The sequence below is a fragment of the Deltaproteobacteria bacterium HGW-Deltaproteobacteria-4 genome (genome assembly GCA_002841765.1).
Lineage (GTDB): Bacteria > Desulfobacterota > Desulfuromonadia > Desulfuromonadales > UBA2197 > UBA2197.
In genome coordinates this window covers 31,547-52,234 of record PHAV01000019.1, presented here as the reverse complement: position 1 = coordinate 52,234, position 20,688 = coordinate 31,547, and the positions used below count along the sequence as shown (strand labels likewise).

20 protein-coding genes and 1 tRNA gene are annotated in these 20,688 nt (G+C 53.1%); 10 read left to right on the top strand and 11 right to left on the bottom strand.

Annotated features, from left to right (window positions below):
- Positions 1-174: 174 nt before the first annotated feature.
- The 3 genes from CVU69_12205 to typA all read right to left on the bottom strand — a co-directional run bounded on the left by CVU69_12205 (position 175) and on the right by typA (position 3,292).
- On the bottom strand, positions 175-876 hold the full coding sequence (locus tag CVU69_12205; GenBank protein ID PKN11535.1) for a magnesium transporter MgtC: 702 nt from the start codon (positions 874-876) through the stop codon (positions 175-177).
- A 19-nt stretch (positions 877-895) separates the two neighbouring features.
- Positions 896-1,318: a hypothetical protein gene (locus tag CVU69_12200; protein ID PKN11534.1), complete on the bottom strand. Its 423-nt coding sequence runs from the start codon at positions 1,316-1,318 to the stop codon at positions 896-898.
- A gap of 165 nt (positions 1,319-1,483) precedes the next feature.
- Positions 1,484-3,292, bottom strand: coding sequence for a translational GTPase TypA (gene typA / locus CVU69_12195; GenBank protein PKN11533.1), 1,809 nt, complete (start codon positions 3,290-3,292; stop codon positions 1,484-1,486).
- 171 nt (positions 3,293-3,463) lie between these two features.
- Here typA and CVU69_12190 point away from each other — a divergent pair, with 171 nt between their 5' ends.
- The 6 genes from CVU69_12190 (at position 3,464) to CVU69_12165 (ending at position 11,064) form a co-directional block, all read left to right on the top strand.
- A complete protein-coding gene (locus tag CVU69_12190) occupies positions 3,464-5,881 on the top strand; it encodes an ATP-dependent protease (GenBank protein ID PKN11532.1) in 2,418 nt (805 codons plus the stop codon).
- A 32-nt stretch (positions 5,882-5,913) separates the two neighbouring features.
- On the top strand, positions 5,914-7,398 hold the full coding sequence (locus CVU69_12185) for an insulinase family protein (GenBank protein PKN11531.1): 1,485 nt from the start codon (positions 5,914-5,916) through the stop codon (positions 7,396-7,398).
- Positions 7,395-8,801 carry an insulinase family protein gene (locus CVU69_12180; GenBank protein ID PKN11530.1) on the top strand — a complete coding sequence of 469 codons (1,407 nt, stop codon included), beginning with the start codon at positions 7,395-7,397 and terminating at the stop codon, positions 8,799-8,801. The genes CVU69_12185 and CVU69_12180 overlap by 4 nt, the downstream gene beginning before the upstream one ends.
- A gap of 100 nt (positions 8,802-8,901) precedes the next feature.
- Positions 8,902-9,291 (top strand): hypothetical protein, encoded by a 390-nt coding sequence (locus CVU69_12175; GenBank protein PKN11529.1) that lies wholly within the window; start codon positions 8,902-8,904, stop codon positions 9,289-9,291.
- A 2-nt stretch (positions 9,292-9,293) separates the two neighbouring features.
- The gene (locus tag CVU69_12170; GenBank protein ID PKN11528.1) at positions 9,294-9,596 is read left to right on the top strand and encodes a hypothetical protein; all 303 of its coding nucleotides are present in this window, start codon (positions 9,294-9,296) and stop codon (positions 9,594-9,596) included.
- 100 nt (positions 9,597-9,696) lie between these two features.
- The gene (locus tag CVU69_12165) at positions 9,697-11,064 is read left to right on the top strand and encodes a ribonuclease BN-like protein (GenBank protein PKN11527.1); all 1,368 of its coding nucleotides are present in this window, start codon (positions 9,697-9,699) and stop codon (positions 11,062-11,064) included.
- Between the two features lie 42 nt (positions 11,065-11,106).
- Here the strand turns inward: CVU69_12165 and CVU69_12160 are convergent, their stop codons facing one another.
- The 4 genes from CVU69_12160 to CVU69_12145 all read right to left on the bottom strand — a co-directional run bounded on the left by CVU69_12160 (position 11,107) and on the right by CVU69_12145 (position 14,198).
- Positions 11,107-11,817 carry a UDP-2,3-diacylglucosamine diphosphatase gene (locus tag CVU69_12160; protein ID PKN11526.1) on the bottom strand — a complete coding sequence of 237 codons (711 nt, stop codon included), beginning with the start codon at positions 11,815-11,817 and terminating at the stop codon, positions 11,107-11,109.
- Between the two features lie 166 nt (positions 11,818-11,983).
- On the bottom strand, positions 11,984-12,655 hold the full coding sequence (locus tag CVU69_12155) for a lipoprotein-releasing system ATP-binding protein LolD (protein ID PKN11525.1): 672 nt from the start codon (positions 12,653-12,655) through the stop codon (positions 11,984-11,986).
- Complete coding sequence (locus CVU69_12150; protein PKN11524.1) at positions 12,648-13,811, bottom strand: ABC transporter permease; 1,164 nt, start codon at positions 13,809-13,811, stop codon at positions 12,648-12,650. The genes CVU69_12155 and CVU69_12150 overlap by 8 nt, the downstream gene beginning before the upstream one ends.
- Entirely contained in the window at positions 13,812-14,198 is a 387-nt protein-coding gene (locus CVU69_12145) for a hypothetical protein (protein ID PKN11523.1), read from the bottom strand.
- 155 nt (positions 14,199-14,353) lie between these two features.
- Between CVU69_12145 and CVU69_12140 the strand changes: the two genes are divergently transcribed.
- From CVU69_12140 to CVU69_12125, 4 genes are read left to right on the top strand one after another with little or no spacing between them, the layout of a single operon-like run.
- Entirely contained in the window at positions 14,354-14,818 is a 465-nt protein-coding gene (locus CVU69_12140) for a hypothetical protein (GenBank protein ID PKN11522.1), read from the top strand.
- Positions 14,819-14,871: 53 nt separating this feature from the next.
- Positions 14,872-16,170 (top strand): DUF3300 domain-containing protein, encoded by a 1,299-nt coding sequence (locus CVU69_12135; GenBank protein PKN11521.1) that lies wholly within the window; start codon positions 14,872-14,874, stop codon positions 16,168-16,170.
- A gap of 38 nt (positions 16,171-16,208) precedes the next feature.
- On the top strand, positions 16,209-17,189 hold the full coding sequence (locus tag CVU69_12130; protein PKN11520.1) for a DUF2950 domain-containing protein: 981 nt from the start codon (positions 16,209-16,211) through the stop codon (positions 17,187-17,189).
- 21 nt (positions 17,190-17,210) lie between these two features.
- Complete coding sequence (locus CVU69_12125) at positions 17,211-17,855, top strand: hypothetical protein (GenBank protein PKN11519.1); 645 nt, start codon at positions 17,211-17,213, stop codon at positions 17,853-17,855.
- Between the two features lie 297 nt (positions 17,856-18,152).
- Here CVU69_12125 and CVU69_12120 read toward each other — a convergent pair.
- The 4 genes from CVU69_12120 to pgk all read right to left on the bottom strand — a co-directional run bounded on the left by CVU69_12120 (position 18,153) and on the right by pgk (position 20,683).
- Positions 18,153-18,239: transfer RNA gene (locus tag CVU69_12120), tRNA-Leu, on the bottom strand.
- A gap of 56 nt (positions 18,240-18,295) precedes the next feature.
- Positions 18,296-18,619 (bottom strand): preprotein translocase subunit SecG, encoded by a 324-nt coding sequence (locus CVU69_12115; GenBank protein PKN11518.1) that lies wholly within the window; start codon positions 18,617-18,619, stop codon positions 18,296-18,298.
- Positions 18,620-18,702: 83 nt separating this feature from the next.
- On the bottom strand, positions 18,703-19,461 hold the full coding sequence (locus CVU69_12110; protein PKN11517.1) for a triose-phosphate isomerase: 759 nt from the start codon (positions 19,459-19,461) through the stop codon (positions 18,703-18,705).
- A gap of 31 nt (positions 19,462-19,492) precedes the next feature.
- Positions 19,493-20,683 carry a phosphoglycerate kinase gene (pgk, locus tag CVU69_12105; GenBank protein ID PKN11516.1) on the bottom strand — a complete coding sequence of 397 codons (1,191 nt, stop codon included), beginning with the start codon at positions 20,681-20,683 and terminating at the stop codon, positions 19,493-19,495.
- Between the last annotated feature and the right edge of the window lie 5 nt (positions 20,684-20,688).

The following is a 20,688-nucleotide window of genomic DNA, read 5'->3' as shown; positions in this document are numbered from 1 at the left end:
GGCAGTCGAGCACGTCTTTCGGTATGGCCATCGGTTCCTCCAGTGGTTACGGGTTGTAACCGACGATGACCATTTACACAAAGTTTTTTACACCCTCTGACAAGGGGATAAGTATAAAGCAAAAAGGGCGGTGACCATATAAAGGTCAGCGCCCTTTTTGCGTAAAACCATGGATTACAGGTATTCGATTTTTTTGACACCTTTCAGTTCTGCAACCGTCAAAGCTAACTCTCTCCCCATGCGCTTGCGATGCTGGGTCAGGACAAATTTATAATGTGTCTCTCCATTGCGCGGTTGCAGGCTGCATGACACATCTGTGACGATCATCTGGTAGCGAACAAAAATTTCTTCTAATTGTGGATAGATATCAATCCATTCGTCGGTCTCGACGCGAAACGTGAGATAGCGATCTTTGTGAATGTAGGGCTCGAGTCTCTTCAGGAAGATCAGGGCACTGATCGCGATGATCGTACTGACAATCGTCGGAAGATAAAGCCCGAGGCCAAAGCCCATGCCGATCGCTGCCGCGAGCCATAAACAGGCCGCAGTGGTCAGTCCCCGGACACTTAGTCCGTCCTTGAGAATGACGCCGGCGCCGATGAAGCCGATTCCTGCGATGATTTGTGCGGCAATCCGCGAGGGATCAATTCGTAAAATACTGGTTCCGGGGATCTGCCCATATTTGAGATAGACGCTCTCGGAGATAATCATCATCAAACAACTGGCAAGAGCAACGAGTAGATGCGTGCGTAATCCGGCCGGCCGGCCGTGTTTTTCTCTTTCCATGCCGACCAATGCGCCAGCGAGGGCAGCAAGGAGCAGTTTGATGATAATGGTGAGAGAGGATGGGCCAAAAGTATTGAGTTCGTGCAGCATCAAGGGCACCTCGATAAGATTACAATTTTTTTCTTTTCTTTAACAGGGCGAGGGCAAAAACCAGACCTGCACCCAGGGTATTTGCAATGAGGTCTTTCCAGTCTGCCTGACGAGAGGTGGAGAGAGTCTCTTGTCCTATTTCCATCAGGAGTCCAAATCCGACAGTGAAGATGAAGCCGCTGATCCAGCCAATGCGCTGATGTCTGAATAACGATTTGAAGAAATGACCGGAGAAGAACATGAGGATTGCATAAGCTGAAAAGTGCTGGAGTTTATCCCAGGCAAAGATTCGCGGGACGGTGGGAAGGTGTGATGCCAGCGATGACCACAAAAGGCATCCGATCCAGGTCGCCAGCAACGCCGCGTAGATGACCAATGCAACTTCGTCACTTATTAACGGATTTGGTTTATTTTTTTTGCCGTGGCGCTGCCCTGTCGGCATGCGTAATGGTCCTTTCAATCTTTTGCTGCGCATGATCAAAGAATATCTGCCAGTAGCGGAAAAAACAACAACGAAGTCTTGGTAAAGAGTTCTCAACACTGAAATGGCCGTACCGGGAAGTCGGTACGGCCATTTCAGTGTTAACTATTAACTTATATCTTTACCTTAAGATTTTTTGGAAAATTTTTTCCGTTCGTTCTCAGTCAGATACTTTTTACGCAGACGGACATTCTTCGGAGTGACCTCCACCAACTCATCGTCATCGATAAACTCAAGAGCTTGTTCGAGAGTCAGGAGGCGGGGCGGAATGAGGCGAATAGCTTCGTCGGCGCCGGAAGAGCGAACGTTCGACAGCTTCTTTTCACGACAGGCATTGACAACCAGATCACTATCTTTGGCGTTCTGCCCGATAATCATCCCTTCGTAAAGTTCTGTGCCGGGGGAAATAAAGAGCAATCCGCGCTCTTGTAGGCTCCAGAGGGAGTAGGCAACCGAGACACCGGCTTCGATCGAGACGAGGGTACCGTTCTTGCGACCGGCAATCGGTCCTTTGTAAGGAGCGTATTCGTGGAACGTATGGGTCAGTACGCCGGTGCCGCGGGTATCAGTCAAGAACTCCGTACGGAAACCGATGAGGCCACGCGCCGGGATGATGAATTCGAGACGATTGATGCCGTCCATCGGTTGCAGCGAAACCATCTCCGCCTTGCGGGGTCCAAGCTTTTCGATGACTGTTCCCTGGTATTCTTCCGGAACATCAACCACCAGATATTCCATCGGTTCGCATTTGACGCCATCGATCTCACGGAAGATAACTTCCGGTTTGGAGACGGCGAGCTCAAAACCTTCACGCCGCATATTTTCAATGAGGATCGAGAGGTGGAGTTCACCGCGTCCGGAGACTTTGAAGGTGTCGGTGCTGTCGGTATCTTCGACCCGCAGGGAGACGTTGGTACGGAGTTCGCGGAACAGGCGGTCGCGGATATTGCGGGAGGTGACGAGTTTTCCCTCTTTGCCGGCAAAGGGGGAGGTGTTGACCATGAAGTTCATCGACAGGGTCGGCTCGTCGATGCAGACATACGGGATGCCGACCGGATTGGCGGCCGATGCGAGGGTCTCGCCGATGCCGATTTCATCAAAACCGGCGATGGAGACGATGTCCCCGGCAATGGCTTCCGGAATATCGATCTGTTTAAGCCCTTCATAGCCGAGCAGTTTGCTGATGCGCCCCTTGCTGATGGTTCCGTCGCGGTGGACAAGAGCGATGGTCTCTCCGGTCTTCACTGTGCCGGCAAAGATCTTGCCGGTGGCAACGCGGCCGATATATTCGTTGTAGGCAATGCTCGAGACCAGCATCTGGAAGGGGGCGGCAGGATCGGCGACCGGCGGTGCGACGCGCTCGCGGATCATGTCAAAGAGGGGTTGCATGCCGACGGCCGGTTCTTCGAGGGTCCGTTTGGCATAACCCTGCTTGGCGCTGGCAAAGACGACAGGAAAGTCGAGTTGATTTTCATCGGCATTGAGTTCGCAGAAAAGGTCAAAGACCTGATCGACGGACCATTCGGGACGGGCGCCGGGACGATCGATCTTGTTGATAACGACGATCGGTCTGATACCAAGATCAAGGGATTTTTTCAGGACGAAACGGGTCTGTGGCATCGGTCCGTCAAAAGCATCGACCAGCAGCAGAACCGAGTCGACCATCTTCAGGACGCGTTCGACTTCGCCGCCAAAGTCGGCATGCCCCGGGGTGTCAACGATATTGATCTTCATTTCATCGATGTGAATGGAAAGATTCTTGGAGAGGATGGTGATGCCGCGTTCCTTCTCCAGATCGTTGCTGTCCATGACCCGTTCAGTGATGACCTGGTTTTCGCGATAGACTCCGGACTGGCGTAACATGGCGTCAACAAGGGTCGTTTTGCCATGGTCAACGTGGGCGATAATTGCAATGTTGCGGATATTCTCGGACATGATCATTCCTTCGTGAGAGCTTGCGGATACGGCAAAGTCCTCTTTTATAATTGAAAATACTCAGGATTACAAGGTAAAAGTTCGTAAAATCAAGGTTTTTTCGATTCTTGCCAGTGCGGGGACTTCTTGGTAAACTTTCCGGGCCTAATAATCGAGCTTCAAGGAGTGATGATGACAATCCCAGTGGACAGTTGGAGAGTAGCGATTGAGGATTTATCCTGGCAGTGCGATCCGGCCCGCTTTGACTTTGAGACGACGGCCAACCTTCCTTGTCTTGAAGAGACCCTGGGTCAGGAACGGGCGCTGGCTGCCATCGACTTCGGTCTGGGAATGGAGGACAGCGGCTACAACATCTTTATCCTCGGTGAACCCGGGACGGGGCGTTCTTCAGCCATCCGTAAGATTCTTGGCCGGCGTGCTGTCTCTCAACCTGTCCCTGATGACTGGTGCTACGTTAATAATTTTCAGGACAACACCCGGCCGCTGCAAATCAATCTCTTAGCAGGGAATGGCCGTAAAATTCACCGCGATATGGAAAATCTCGTCGTGCGATTGGCGGAAGAGATTCCCAAGGTCTTTGAAAGTAAAGAATACGAAAAGCTCAAGAATGAAATAACCGGAGAATTTCAGGAAAAGAACCGGCGGCTTTTTCAGGAGATGGATGAATCGGCCAGTGAGCAGGGATTTATTCTGCAACGCTCGGTCAACGGCCTGGTTCTTGTGCCGGTGAGGGATGGCAATCCCCTGACGCAGCAGGATTTTGAAAATCTCACCGCCGAGGAGCGCAGTGATCTTGATGCCCGCGGGACAGTACTGCAGGGCCGTCTCAACGAAGTGCATCGGCAGGCGCGCGATCTTGAAAAAGAGCTGCGGCTCGCCATGTCTACCATGGAGAAAGCAGTGCTCCTTGCTTCGGTTGGCCACCTTTTTGAAGAACTGTGCGAGCGCTACGCCGCGTACCCGAAAGTGATCGATTATTTTGATAACTGTAAAAAGGATATTCTGGAGCGGATCGACGAGTTTCGTCCGAACGAAGAACCCGCCATCAAACTGCCCGGCTTCAAGTTCGGCAGCAATGAACGCCCGACTTTTGAGCGTTACAAGATCAATCTCCTCCTCGACAATCATGAGCAGCAGGGGGCGCCGGTTATCTATGAAGCGAATCCAACCTATTTCAATCTCTTCGGCCGGATCGATCACCTGATTGAAATGGGCAATGCCGTTACTAATTTCACCATGATCAAGGCTGGTGCCCTGCATCGCGCAAATGGTGGTTATCTCATCCTGGACTGCCGGGAACTTCTCCTTTCTCCCTTCTCCTACGATGCCCTGAAGCGGGCGATTCGCAATCGTGAGATCAAGATTGAAGATGTTACCGAGCAATATCGTTTTATTGCCACCGTGTCACTGAAACCGGAAGCAATTCCGCTGAATTGCAAAATCATCATTATCGGTACGCCGGAGCTTTACTATCTTCTCCATCACTACGATCCTGATTTCCGTAAGTTTTTCAAGACCAAAGCGGAATTTGACGGGCGGATGGACAATAGTCAGGAGAATGCCCGGCAGTATGCCTCCTTTGTCGCGGCAAAATGTTCAGAGGAAACGCTCCTCCCCTTTGCTGCCGATGGCGTGGCGCGCATTGTCGAATATTCTGTGCGGTTGATCGCCGATAAAAAGCGGCTCTCCTCCCGCTTTCTGGATATTGCCGACCTGATTCGGGAAGCCTCCTTCTTTGCCGGTCGCGACACCGCCGTAAGTGTTGCCCGCAAACATGTCGACCTTGCCGGTGAGGCGCGAATTTACCGCTCCAACCAGATGGAGCAGCGCATTCAGGAATTGATCGACGAAGGCACTCTGCTTATCGATACCACCGAGGCGGTGGTCGGGCAGGTAAATGGTTTGTCGATTTATCAACTCGCTGATTACTCTTTTGGCCGTCCTTCACGGGTGACGGTCCGTACTTATCTCGGGCGTAGCGGCGTGATAAATATCGAGCGGGAAGTCAAGCTTTCCGGACCGATTCACGATAAAGGGGTCTTGATTCTGACCGGATTTCTCGGGGACCGCTTTGCCCAGGATAAGCCCCTGTCGCTGGCCGCGACGATCTGTTTCGAGCAATCCTACAGTGGCGTCGAAGGGGACAGTGCTTCTTCTACAGAGCTTTACGCCCTCCTTTCCTCCTTGGCCAACGTGCCGATCCGGCAAGGGATTGCGGTTACCGGTTCGGTCAATCAGCGCGGCCAGATTCAGCCGATCGGCGGCGCCAATGAAAAGATCGAGGGATTCTTTGCTGTCTGCAAAAATCGCGGTCTTGACGGCACGCAAGGGGTGATCATCCCGATCCAGAACGTACAAAATCTCATGCTCAAGGAAGAGGTCGTGGCCGCCGTTCGTGATCAACTCTTTACGATCTGGGCTGTGGCCAGCATCGATGAGGGGATGGAGATCCTTACTGGCGTCAGCGCCGGGGTGCGTCAGGAGGATGGCAGCTGGACAGCCGAGAGTATCAATGCCAGGGTGGACAGCCGGTTGCGGCAAATGTTTGAAACGCTTAAACGGGCAGGGGACAGTAAAGATAAAGAATAAAGTGGATTTTTTGAGGAACGAAGGGATGAAGGATGAATGTTAACGGTTTGAGACTCCTGCTGTTTTTATTTTTTTGCCTGCCGGGTTTGGCCACAGCTGGCCTTGCTGAGCGGGTTCAGGAACATCGCTTTGCCAACGGTTTGACTCTGCTCGTTGTCGAGCGTCACGATTCGCCGACTTTAGCGGCTTACATCACCCTGCGGGTCGGCTCTGTTGATGAAACGAGTGAAAACCGGGGTGTTGCCCATCTGCTGGAACATATGCTCTTCAAGGGGACCAAGACCCTTGGCACCAAAGATTATCGGCGCGAAAAGCCGCTCCTTGATGCGATCGAGGCTGCTGGAGCCGAATATGACCGACTGCGCCTGGCGCCGCAGCTTAACGCCCGGCGCATCGCCGAGCTTGAGGCACAGCTGAAGTCATTGCAGGAACAACGCCGCCAATATGACGTCCCCCAGGAGGTGGCCGAGCTTTACGCCAAAAATGGCGGGGTTGGCTACAATGCTTTTACCAGTAAGGATCTGACCAGTTACGTTATCGAACTCCCCGCCAACAAACTTGAACTCTGGGCGGGCATCGAATCGGACCGTATGCGTCACTCCATTTTCCGTGATTTTTACACTGAGCGGCAGGTGGTCATGGAAGAGCGGCGGCGTTCCTATGACAGTAATCCTGATGGCCTTCTTTACGAAAATTTGCTGGCCACAGCTTTTACCCTTCATCCCTACCGGCATCCGATCATCGGCTGGATGTCTGACATCGACCATTTGAGTCTGGAGAAGACCCGGGCCTTTCATGAGCGCTATTATGTCCCGGCCAACACCGTGATCGCCTTGGTCGGCGATATCGATTTTGTCGCTGCCAGGGAGATGGTAGAGCGCTACTTTGGTAAGATTCCGGCCGGCATACCGACCCCGCCGATCGTGGCCGGCGAACCGGAGCAGCGCGGGGAGAAACGGACTGCGATCAGTTTCGATGCTGAGCCGCGTGTGATGATCGCGTTTCACAAACCGACCCTGCCGAGCCGAGATGATTATATCTTTGATCTGATCATTGGACTTCTCGGCGAAGGTCGGACCTCCCGTCTTTACCAAGGGCTGGTCGTCAGAGATCAACTCGCCGCGAATATATCGACCTTTACCGCTCCCGGTTCCCGTTATGACAATCTCTTTGCCATTAGCGCCACGCCGCGTGCGCCTCATACCTCCGTTGAAGTGGAAACAGCCATTTATCACGAATTAAAGCGGCTGGAGGATGAGGAAATCGGTGCTGAAGAACTCGAACGCGTGCGCAACCGCTTGCGCGTCGACTTTTTGAGAAATCTGCAGAAGAATAGTGCACTTGCGCAGATGCTCACATATTACCAGACTGTGACAGGGGATTGGCGTTATCTCCTTCGTTATGATGAGGAACTGGCGAGCATTACGCCGGCGGAGATTCAGGCTGCGGCGCGCCGTTATTTTACCCCGGAGAATCGTACCGTCATCACTCTTGCCCGCGCCGGAGGTGGTGAATGAAAAAAATATCGTATCTCGTTTGCGTTCTTTCTGTTCTGTTGGTCGGCTGTAGCGCCCCCCCTTTCCGCCCGGATCAGATTTCGACTCCGCCGCTGCATTTCGCGGTGCCGCAGATCGAACCGATTATTTTAACCAACGGCATCCGTGTCTACCTCAAGGAAGATCATGAACTTCCCTTGATTCAGCTGACGGTGATGGCGCCCGGCGGGGCGATTAATGATCCGGCAGAGAAAGCCGGTCTGGCCAGCCTTCTGGCGAAAAGTTTACGAACCGCCGGGACCGGGAGTCGTTCGGCCGAGGAGATGGATATTGATCTCGAACAGTTGGCGGCAGATTTTAGTGTCTCTGCCGATACCTATGCTTTAACTTTCGACCTCTCTCTTTTAGCCAGTGATCTTGTGGGTGGTCTTGATCTGTTGCAGGAAGTCCTGCGCACCCCCGCCTTTGAGGTCGAGCGCCTGGAATTGGCCCGCAAACAGACGCTCGAAGCGATTCGCCGGCAGAACGACCACCCGCAGGCGATTGCCAGCCGCACGCTGCTGCAGGCGATTTATGGCGATCATCCTTTGGGACGGACTCCAACCGAAGCCACCGTAACAGCGATCAGCCGGGAGGATCTGCTTGCCGCCTACCAGGGAAGCTTTTCTCCGGAAAAACTCTGGATCGCTGTTTCCGGTGATTTTGATCGGGAGCAGCTCCTTGCCGGGTTGGAAGCCCGTTTTGCTTCCTGGCCTGCGCAACAACCTGTCCCGCAGATCCTTCCCCCCCTGGTTGACGGTAACGCCGGGGTTGTTATTCATGGTCAGAAAGATCTGCCGCAGAGCGTCGTGATGCTTGGTCAGGTTGGTATTGACAAAGGGGCTCCTGATCAGCACGCGGTGAGGGTGATGAACTTTATCCTCGGTGGCGGGGGGTTTAACTCGCGGATGATGAAGGAGATTCGTGAAGAGCGCGGACTGGCTTATTCCGTTTACTCTTATTTTCAGGTCGGCAGATTCCTCCCCGGACCCTTTATTGCTCAGTGCGAGACCAAGAGCAGTACGACCATCGAAGCCCTGAAGCTGATGCTGGCTGCCATGGAGACAATTCGGGAGCAACCGGTGCGTGCCGAAGAACTGCACATCGCGAAAGAGAGTTTGAATAATTCTTTTGTCTTTTCATTTGCCAACCCACATGAGGTTGTCACCCAGGCGATGCGTCTCGATTTCTATGATTATCCGGATGATTATCTTGAGAGCTATCGCGACAAGGTCGAGGCGTTAAGTCTTACCGATATTCAGCAGGCCGCTCGCGATCACCTGCAGCCGGAGCAATTGTCCATAGTCTTGATCGGCAATGAACAGGGATTTGAGGCATCGCTGACGACACTGGGATTTCCGCTGGTAAGGCTCGCGACGCCCTAAAAGAACACACAATAATCAACTATAAGTGTTGCATCGTCGCCGTTTTGTGTTTTACTGTTAATATACCATAGTTCTTCAACTTCTTAAGGAGTGTCGCTGAATGTCGTATATTTCTCTGTTATTAATTGCCGTCATTGCTTTTGTTGTACTCGTCGGTTATATGGTTTGGGCAATGCTGCAAATGCGACGGACCCTGCAACGCCTCGATGAAATGATCGTTAATACCGAGCGGGAGTTGACACCGCTTCTCGCCAACCTGCGTGAGTCGTCAGAACGCATCCGCAGCTCCGTCGTCCATTTAGAAAAAGGAGCTATACGTGCGGGGGGACTATTGGAAGCGATCGGCGAGGCAGGGGATGCTCTTCATAGCATCAATGATTTTCTGCGCAGCGGTACCAGGCAATATCTGAATCAGGGGATGGTCCTTTGGTCAGGGTTTCAAGCATTTCGTAACTACTTTAAAAGATCACACGAATTGAAAGGAGAATAGCTATGTTTGAAGAAAAGTGTAGCGGAAGCAACGTATTGGTCGCTCTTTTAATCGGCGCCGCGGTCGGCGGAGGGGTTGCCCTCTTGACCGCACCTCGTTCCGGGCGTGAAACCCGCGAAAAGCTGCGTGGACTCGCCGGAGAAACCAGTGAGCGGATCCGCAGAATTGCCGAAGAGGCAGAAGAGCGGATTGCAGAGGTGTTGCAAGAAGGAAAAAACACGGTCGCCGAGAAGCGCGACATGGTCAAGGCGGCGGTAGAAGCCGGCCGAGAAGCCATGGCCGCAGAGAAAGCCAAGCACGTTTAAGTAGAAAACGTTTGACAACATTGTTTTACAAGGGAAAGCCCACTGACTAAGTGGGCTTTCCCTTGCTTTTCAACTTCTTTGTGATGATGTGGAGAGAAAAATGACAATGAAGAGTCGTCTCCAGCAAGTCCGGGATTTTCTCCTGCGCGGGCTGTGGGAAGCTGATCCTGTCGAACTGCGTGCCGGTAAACGTCTTCTTCGCAAGATGCTGCAGTTTGTCACGGCGGTCGTCCGCGAATTTTTTGCTGATAACTGCCTTCTCCATGCTTCCGCTTTGGCTTTTACAACGATTCTCTCCTTTGTCCCCTTTCTCGCCGTCATGTTTTCTCTGTTAAAAGGCTTTGGTGCTGAAGTCGATCTGGAGATTCTCGTCCTTAACCATCTCGCTCTCGGTTCCGAAGAGGTCGTCGATGCCGTCTTTACCTATATCAGCAATACCAGCATGACAAAACTCGGGACTTTTGGTGTCATATTTTTGTTGCTGACGGTCTTGAGCCTCCTTAACAGTATCGAAAAGAGCTTTAACTATATCTGGCGGGTCAATGAGACGCGCTCGCTGGCACGACTCTTTTCGGACTACCTTTCCATTACCATCTTTGGCCCGGTTTTAATTCTGGCGGCGATTTCGATGACCACGACACTGGAAAGTCAGGCCTTGGTCCAGTATCTCGTCGGGATGGATGTCATCGGCATTATTATTCTGACCCTCTTTAAAATTTTTCCTTACCTCGCCATGTGGGCGGTCTTTACCGGGTTGTATCTTTTTATGCCGAACACCCGCATCTCACTCCGTGCGGCTCTTCTCGGCGGTGCTTTTGGGGGTATCCTTTGGCAGTTGTTGCAGTGGGGATATGTTACTTTTCAGGTCGGAGTCACTCGCAACAATGCCATTTACGGAACGATGGCGGCGTTGCCGGTCTTTATGCTCTGGATTTACATCTCCTGGGTGATCGTCCTTTTGGGCCTTGAGGTCACCTTTGCCATTCAAAATTTTCGTACGATCCGCCAGGAGTTTCGCGGTGACACGTTGAGCGCTGATGGCCGTGAGTCTGTTGCTCTCGCAATTTTTCTCTCTGCCGCCGCCACTTTTATTAAGGGAGAAAAACCCCTCACCGCTGAAGATTTTTCCTTGCGTTTGAACCTTTCTCATCGCTTTACCCAGCAGAGTCTTTCCTTTTTGATCCAATGTGGTTTTTTAAGTGAAGTGGCTCAGGGGAAGGATAGTTTAAACGCTTATCAGCCGGCCATTGATGTTGGTAGCCTGTCGCTGCACGAACTGCTGGAGCGGATGCGGAGTGAGGGGGATGACGTCAAGCTGGTGCGGATGGGATCGGCCGGTCGTGTTGTCGAGGAATTATACAGCCGCCTCCTTGCTGCCCAGAATAGCACTCTTGACGGGGTTACTCTGCGGGAATTAGTTGAAAAGATGGAAGGCGATGATGCTGCGGAGGGACAGAAGGGGAAGTAGTTTAAACGGGGAGAGAGGATCGCAAAACTGGTCTTTTCTGTTTTAGAACGTTGCCAGGTGAAAATTGCCATCTTCATAAATAACGTAAGAGGGCTGCTCCATAGCGTCGCCGAGAGCAATCACCAGCCCCTCTGGTATGGCTTCAATGATGGGGGTGTGGAAGTGACCGGTGATAACGACCTGGTAGCCCTCGCTGAAACGTTGCCGGGCGTGGTCAATGAGCAGGGGACGCGGATCTCGGCGGGGATGATCGCACCGTTTCGCTTTGCTCCGGGCACTCAGAAAACGGGAGAAGCGCCAGAGGCGGTCGGGTGAGACAAAGAGGTCGACCAGTTTACCGACAAAATGACTACGCAGGAAGGTGCGGTAAAGGCGGTAACCTTTATCTCCAGCGTCGATCAAGTCGCCGTGGCAGAGAAAGATCTTGTTGCCGTCCAGGGTGATGGTTGCCTCTTCCGGAAAGATCGTTGCCTGCAAAGTGTCGCGCACGAAGGGGCCGAGATGAAAATCATGATTCCCTTCGATCCAGACAATACTGGTGCCGCTTTCGTGCAGGCGGCGCAGTGCTTCGAGGATCGGCACATAAGGGGTAAAGACGACATGCTTGTATCCGACCCAGAACTCAAAGATGTCGCCGAGGAGATAGAGGGTGCGAACCTGCCCCTCTTCGCGCTGCAATAGCGCCAGGAGGCGGCGGTAGTTGTCATCTTCCGGATTCAGAAGGTGCGCATCGGCAAGAAAAAGGTCTTTCATGGCCGGCACTATAGGGTTTTGCTCCTTTTTCGTCAAGATCACAGCCGTTATGTTCACCCTTCGCGCTTGATTTGTCTGTAGAAAAGCGTAGTGCCGATGCAGTGATCAGTAAAAATGCCCGACAATTTTAGATTGTCGGGCATTTTTTTGTGATGGGATGCATCAATCAGGCGGCAATCAGCCCGTCTTTGACGCGGATAATCCGTTCGGCCCGTTTGGCAACTTCGTCACTGTGGGTGACAATGATCACTGTTTTCCCCTGACGATGCAGGTCCTGCAGGAGGTCCAGAACTTCTGCTTCGGCGACGGAGTCGAGGTTGCCGGTCGGTTCATCGAGCAGCAGGATGTCGGGATCATTCGCCAGCGCCCGTGCAATAGCCACCCGTTGCTGCTGGCCGCCAGAGAGTTGCCCCGGTTTCGACCCGGCTTTTTCTGCCAGACCGACCAGTGCCAGTAACTTCTCGGCACGGTTCCGTTGCTCCGGTTCAGCCACCCCGGTCAGCATCATGGCAATTTCGACATTCTCGATAGCAGTCAAACCCTGCAGCAGGTTGAAGAACTGAAAGACAAAACCGATCCGCTGGCCGCGCAGTCTCGCCAGATCAGTATTGGCAATGGTACTGATCTCCATGTCGCCGATGTAGATTTTGCCGCTGCTTGGCCGGTCGAGTCCGCCGATAAGGTGCATGAGGGTACTTTTGCCATGACCGGAGGGGCCGACAATGCAGGTGAAAGATCCCTGGGGGATATTCAGGGAGACATCCTTGAGGGCGGAGGTGGTGATTTCACCGACCGTATAGGTCTTAGCGGCATGTTCTGTGCGGATGATGTTATTCATAGCTGATCGCCTCTACCGGAGTGAGTCGCGCCGCTTTCCAGGCCGGGTAGATGCCGGCGACGATGGCGACAACGGCTGAGAAGAAGATGGAGCCGATGATGATGTTTATATCGAGCAGGGCGCCGCTTCCCGAGCCTTTGACCAGTGTCGTAAAGGCATTCTGACTGATGTAAGGGGTGGCAAGGGTGGCGGTTGCCAGGCCAAATATGACGCCGGTGATGCCGCCGATGAGACCGTAAAATCCAGATTCGAGCATGAAGAGCGTGAAGATCGTCCGCCGTCTGGCACCGAGGGCCTGGAGGATGCCGATTTCACGCTTCCGCTCGTAGGTGGCGGCCATCATCGTATTGACGATACCGAAGGCGGCAGCGATGACCGCCACCGCGGCAATCAGCTGCAGGGTGATGTTGACGGTTCCGACAATACCGAGGACTGATTGGAGCATCTGTTTATCAGAGACGACTCCCAGACCGGTCGCGACCCGGATCTCTTCGATATAGCGTTCGGTCTCGGCCAGGTGCTCAACGCGAATGGCGGCGTAAGAGACGTTGTCGGCCGCGTTGAAGAGTCGCTGTGCCAACGGCAGAGGGAGGAAAATGGTGGCATCATCACGTCCGCCGGTTTCGCCGAGGATGCCGAGAATCGGCAGCAGCTCACCGCGGATGGTGACGCTCCCCCCCGGTTTGAGCTCAAACTGCCGGGCGGCGGCGGCTCCGAGCACAACACCGTTTTCATCCGGAGAACTAAAATAATTTCCCTGGTTGATCTGCCAGCGCTTGAAGGCCAGGGTGGCCGCCGGTTCAATACCGCTGACGGTGACCGGTTTGTTATTGATGGCGCTTTGCTGAGCGAGGAAGGGGACGACCGTCAGCCCCTGGATGGCACGGATACTGGCGATCTCTGCTGCGGAGATGTTGGTCGGCATCTGGTCGCCGGTGAGGATTGACAGCTGCTCATAGCCGCAGGAGCCCTTGGGGATGACAACGAGATTGGCACCGAGAGCAGCAGTTTCCCGGTAGATCTCGTTCTTCAGGCTCCCCCCCATCGACATGAAGGTGACAAATGAAGCGATGCCTATGGTGATGCCGAGGAGGGTAAAGACGAAGCGGCCCCGGCGACGGGTAATATTTTTGTAAACAAGTTTAGTGAGGGTCATTTATCCCCCGATCTGATGGTTGCGCACCACCTTGACCTTCTCGGCGGTAAAGACAACTCCTTGAATGACCTTCATAAAGCTGCCGGTGACCCGGACTTCATCCCCGATTTTCGGCATCGTCCCCTGATGACGGACCGGTATATAGAGTTTGTTGCAGTTAGCGGTTGTGCACTGGAGTTCTTTGATATCGTAGATGCCGAAGATACTTGGGTCACTGGTGGAAACGCCGGCCATGATTCCGGTCACAGTAATAGTGCCGCTGTACGCTAAGGGGTCGGCGCCGACCTGATTAACCTGGAGAGCATTACCGTCTCCCTTGGTGGTGATCACAACCGCCAAAGCAACACCGACTAAAAGGGTCAAAACTATTAATATCGTTTTTTTCACAAAATAATCCTTTTCATATTAAGTGGATTAGGCGGAACCGTCGGCACAGCCCGGACAGACGAAGTCTGTCCGCTCAACGCTGGATGCGGACAATGCAATGATAAGAGGAAAAGTTTTGATCAGGTCGTTTCGGGTGGGTATTCGATGGATTGCTGATGTCCGGCCGGGAAGAAAGAGAGCGGGGAAGGGTGACGGAGCACGGTTTCAAGGGAGGTATTCAGCAGCAGAAGACGGTACAAAACGTCAACCCCCTGGCAGGCAGAGCAATGGCAATCCAGGGAGCAGCCGGGGAGCTCAGAAGGTGTCTCGTCGCTGCTCTTTTCATGCGGGCAACAATGCAACGATGCCTCTTGGGCCACAAAGGCCGATGCTGTCTGAGCAACGCCGGTCAGGGTGGAGAGAGCCAGCAGGAGAAGTATGAAGGTTACGGTACGCAACACAGAGTTCATGAGGATAAAATACAGAAAGCAGTGCAGCTCTGTCAATGGTCCGGGATAATAATCTGTAACAACGACAAAAAAGAGTTGCGTCTATCTTTGGTGAATTATTACGTCCCAGTCCACGCTCCTTGTCTTATTAACGCAGGAAGCAGCGAATTTTTCGGCGCGCATCCTGTATAATTGGAAATAAGGTATAATCTACAGGCACCAGTAAATGCGGCAAAGGAGACTTTATGAGAGTTTTAGCGCCAACCTTGTGCAGGATGATATGGATCGTCATCACTTTATTGGTCCTGCCTGCCGGAATCATGGCTCAGGTCGCAGGTGATTTTGATCAGGAGTACAAATTCAGCAAGGAAGAGTTGACGCAGATGCTTGCGCCGATTGCGCTCTACCCGGATGCATTGACTGCTCAGATCCTGATGGCGTCAACCTATCCGTTGGAAGTGGTGGAGGCGGAGCGCTGGCGAGGCCAGAACTTGCATCTGGAAGGGAAAGATTTGGATGATGCCCTGCTCGACATGAACTGGGATCCCAGTGTCAAATCGCTCTGTCATTTTCCCGACATCCTGAAATCCATGAGCGACAAGCTTGATCAAACCAGGAAACTGGGCGATGCCTTTCTGGGTCAGGAAGAAGAGGTCTTGGCCACTGTTCAGGAGTTGCGCGGTAAGGCCATAGAGCAGGGCAATCTCAGCACGACCACTGAACAGAAGGTGATCGTTGAGGACGAAATTGTCAAGATCGAACCTGCCAATCCGCAGTTCATCTATGTGCCGGTCTACGATCCCTTCTATGTCTACGGTCCATGGTGGTATCCCGCTTATCCCCCTTACTACTGGTACTATCCATCCGGGTTTTACGGTGGAGTCTCTATCGGTTTCAGTTCCGGCATATACTTCGGGTTTAATACCTTCTCATGGACCTGGTTCGACTGGCCGTATTATCGAGTTTATATCGACACCAACCGGACCAGAAGCTTTCACCGGCACTACGACAGACGAGATGAAATCCGGTATGTCTGGAGGCATAATCCTCAACATCGAAAAGGGGTAGCGTACCGGGACCTGAGAACGAGCGAACGTTTCAGCGTGCGGACTCCACGGGTATCATCCCCTTCGGACCTGGAAAGGCGCGGTTATCCGGGAGGACGTATTGAACAACCGAAGGTAAGATCGCTCCAGCCCCGTTCGCAGCGAGGAGAGAGACAGGTTCCGTCGCAGGCACCACAGATACGACAGATTCCTGCAACCAGGCCGCCAGCTTCCGTCATCCGTCGGGAAGGCGTAACTCCGCCTCGGGTGCAGTCCGGGTCTGATATTCTGCAACGTCCGGTGCAACGGGATAACCCCTTCCGAGGGGTTGGCGAAGGAAGTTTCGAGCGCCGGGCAGGTGAGCGCGGCGCGATAAGCAACCGCAGTAATGTCATGCGCCAGCAGACAGACGGGTCCCTGGGTGGACAGTTGAAACAGCGCCCGGGTGGAGATCCCCGCGGTGACGTGCGTGGTGGCGATTCGCGCAGAGAACGTTAGTAAATGGTCGGATCCATGCCTCAGTCAGGGGAGAAACCATGAATATTTCAGTGTTGAACACAATCAACAGAATGATTTGGACGGTCCTGCTCACCTGCATCGTGACCGTAGTCATATTCATTTCAGCTTCGGCGGATGCCGGGGAAACGGCAGATCTGCAGACCATTTTTCCTTCGCCCGTTGCGGCGGTACAGGCGCTGGTTGCGGCAACGAAGGCGGATGATCTGCAAACTATTCAGGCTATCCTCGGGCCAGGCAGCGAGGAATTGATCTCTTCGGGCGACAGGGTCGCAGATAATGCGAGTCGGGATAAATTCGTTGCCTCCTATGAGGAGAAGCACTCTCTGGAGGCCAGGACCGTCGATACCATGATCCTGCATGTCGGCGTCGATGACTGGACTATGCCGATTCCGATCGTCAAGCAGGGAGAGAGTTGGAGTTTTGACATCAGCCAAGGCAAGCAGGAGATCTTGAACCGGAGGATTGGTCGCAATGAACTTCATGTCATCGATGTGATCGATGCCTATGTCGCCGCCCAACACGAATACGCAAGCAAGGATTGCCGTGGAGGGGGCAAAGTCGAATTTGCCCAGTATTTTATCAGCTCGCCGGGCAGTCACGACGGCCTCTACTGGCAGGCCGGAGAGGATGAGGAGCAGAGTCCGCTCGGGCCACTGCTGGCGCGGGCGGCACAGGAAGGGTATGGAGCGGAAAACAATCTGTCACCGTTCCATGGGTATTATTTCAAGATTCTCAAGGAACAGGGCAAAGACGCTAAAGGGGGTTCCTACAGCTATGTGGTCAAGGGGAGAATGATCCTCGGTTTTGCCTTGGTGGCGTACCCCGCAGAATACGGAAATTCCGGCGTTATGACCTTTGTGGTTAATCAGGACGGGATCATCTTCGAGAAGGATTTTGGTGAAAACACCCGAAGCCTTGCCGAAGCTATTTCGGTCTACAATCCCGACGAGAGCTGGCAAAAGGTCAAAAATCTAGGACCGGCCGCTCAGGGGCACTAAATTGCTAAACAGGAGGCAGGCATGAAAGTGACATTTTTGGCAGCGATATCGGCTTTTTTGATTCTGACTCTGACTGGGTGTGGGGGCGACAACAATAATTCACCGCCTCTGTTTGTCACTGAAATCCTCAGTGAATCGACCATTGACGGCGATATTGAACTGGACTCCTTCACGGATGTGTTGTTCATAGACCAAGGAAATACTCAGAGGGTGCGCGCTGGAGTAGACCCAGTCAGCGGCAATGAATACCGTGCATTTCTGCATTTTTCTCTGGTCAGTGTCCCCTTAAACGCCATCATTGAATCGGCTTTCCTCGAAATATTCATCAACAATGTCGATATTGAATTTCCGAATGACACGATACCGGTGCGCATCGATCTGGTTTCCTTTCAACCGCCTGTCCTGATTGAGTCGGATTTCGATTTCCTGTCACGGTTGGATGTTCCCCCGGTTACATTCCCTATGTTCTTGGCAGATTCAGGTGACTACGTCACGATTGATGTGACACCGCTGATGATCGCGGCCCAAAACTTAAAACTTTCAGATTTCCAGGTTCGCATCATGGAAGACTTTGGGGATGTTCCTCTCGGGTTGATTGAACTCAACGATACCACAGGGGTAAATCGAAGCATTCTTGCACCGTTACTGACAGTCAATTATTTCTAGGTTTCGCCGCTGACTGGATGGCAGTTTTTTCGTCTCGCTGATGACCAGCAAGGTTTGGTTAACGTTGGAAAAGAGGTTAAAAATTTCGGTCTTAAGAGAAATGTGAAGGTGATGAACGGGGAATGGATCAGAGAGTTCCGCAGGGATTGTGATGTGGCAGTAGTAAGTGATGGGTCGTTTTTAGAGGGGGAAAAGCATAAATCCAACTCCTCAAGGTTGACCAGCAGTTATTTCCGCTGGTATCACACTTGAAAAGTTGGATTCATATCTCCCTGAAAAAACAGGAGGTAAAACTAATGGTGCCGAAGGCGAGACTCGAACTCGCACGAGCAATTGCCCGCCACCCCCTCAAGATGGTGTGTCTACCAATTCCACCACTTCGGCAAAAAGTTCGCTACTTATAATGGAAGGAACGCTGAGTGTCAATAAGAAACTTATGACTATTTTGCATCCCCCTGGGCTGGTGGTAGCGTCGGCAGGGTCGGGGCGGTTGCCGGGGCGGTGACTGTTGACGGCATGATACTTCCGGTCGCCGGCTGGTCCATGAAGTAGGCCAGGGTCAGGCTGGTCAACATAAAGATGATTGCGGCTGCGGTCGTTAATTTGGTCATGAAATCACGGCCGCCACTGGCGCCAAAGACCGTCTGGCTGGAGCCGGCCCCAAAAGTTGCACCGACTTCAGCCCCTTTTCCGGCCTGCAGCAGGACGATTATAATCAGAGAAATACAGACCAGAACGTGGAGCGTAAGCAACAAGGTTTCCATTAAAATGTTACTCCTCGGTTCGTTTAATCATTGAAGTGCAGTTTAATAACACATTTTAGAGAATGAAGAAAAGCAAAAAAGATTTACAGGCGCGTAAAACGCACGATGCGGATGAAATCATCCGCCTTGAGGCTGGCGCCACCGACCAGTACGCCATCTATGTCTTCCTGTGCCATCAAGCCGTCGATATTCTCCGGTTTGACGCTGCCACCATAAAGAATCCGCATCTGCTCTTCAATTTTACCGACAAAGAGGCCGGAGATCAGACCGCGTATGAAAACATGAGCATCCTGAGCCTCATCGACACTCGCCACTTTGCCGGTGCCGATCGCCCAAACCGGTTCGTAGGCGATAATGACGTTGCTCATGGCAGTACTGTCGAGACCACTCAACCCCTCGCGTACCTGGCGGGTGAGAACATCGAACATCTCGCCGGACTCCCGTTCTGCCAGAGTCTCGCCGATGCAGAAGATCGCCTGCATGCCGGCAGCAAGAACAGCTTTGATCTTGGCATTGATAAAGGCATCTGTTTCGCCGAAGAGCTGCCGCCGTTCGGAGTGTCCGACAATGACGGAGGTGCAGCCGGCATCTTTGAGGAACAGGGTTGAGACTTCACCGGTAAAGGCCCCGCTCTCGGCCGGATGGCAGTTTTGCGCTGCCAGTTGAATGTTGCTCCCTGCTAATTCAACAGCCAACGGTGCGAGAGAAGTAAAGACCGGGGCGATAATGATCTCTCGATCACTGATATCGGCAAGGTCTTCCTTGAGTTTTTTTACCAGTTCCCGTCCTTCGGAAATCGTTTTGTGCAGCTTCCAGTTGCCGGCGATAATCGGTGTACGCATGAGGTCTGTCCTTTATGTCGGTTCGATACCGTTACTTATCATTGAGGGCAGTGACCCCGGGGAGTTCTTTCCCTTCCAGGAATTCAAGACTGGCTCCGCCGCCGGTGGAGATATGCGTCATCTGCGCTTCGAGTCCGGCTTTATTGACAGCGGCCACCGAATCACCGCCGCCAATGATCGAGAGGGCGGATGAGTCGGCAAGGGCCCTGGCAACGGCAAATGTTCCGGCGGCGAAGGCATCGAATTCGAAGACCCCCATCGGCCCGTTCCAGATGACGGTTCCGGCCTTGCTGACCTCATCGGCATAAATTTTTGCAGTTTGCGGACCGATGTCGAGCCCCATCCATTCTGGCGGAAAATCGCTATTACTACAGATACGGTGCTCGGCCTCGGCTTTGAATTCCTTTGCGACGACATGGTCGACCGGCAGGAGGATTTTGACTCCGCGCTCCTGTGCTTTTGCCAGTAAATCAGCGGAAAGGTTGATCCGGTCACTTTCGACCAGGGACTTGCCGACCTCGATCCCCTGGGCCTGGAGGAAGGTGTAGGCCATGCCGCCGCCGATGATTAGTGTATCGACCTTGGCGAGGAGATTTTCGATAACCGGGATCTTGTCACTGACTTTCGCACCGCCGAGGATGGCGACAAATGGGCGTTTCGGCGCGGCGAGAGCTGTGCCGAGGTAGTCGAGCTCTTTCCCCATCAAGAAGCCGGCAAGGGCCGGCTGCAGGAGATGCGCCACCCCTTCGGTGGAGGCGTGGGCGCGGTGCGCCGTGCCGAAGGCGTCATTGACGTAGCACTCCGCCAGGGCAGCAAGTTCAGCGCAAAAAGCGGGGTCATTTTTCTCTTCGCCGGCGTGAAAACGGACGTTTTCGAGGAGGAGAAGATCACCATCCTGCATGGCAGAAATCAACGTCTGCACCTCGGGACCGATACAGTCGGGTGACATGGTCACCGGGCGTCCCAGCAGTTTGGCCAGGTAGGGAGCTACCGGTGCGAGACTGTACTTCATTTCCGGTTTGGCCTTGGGGCGTCCGAGGTGTGAAGCGAGGATGAGTCGACCACCGTGCTCCAGGATGTAGCGAATGGTTGGCAGCGAAGCGACAATTCTGGTGTCATCACTGACTTGCCCCGCATCGTCGATCGGAACGTTGAAATCGACCCGGCAAAGAACTTTTTTCCCTTTGAAATCGAAGTCTTTGATCGTTTTTTTATTGAACATTTCGT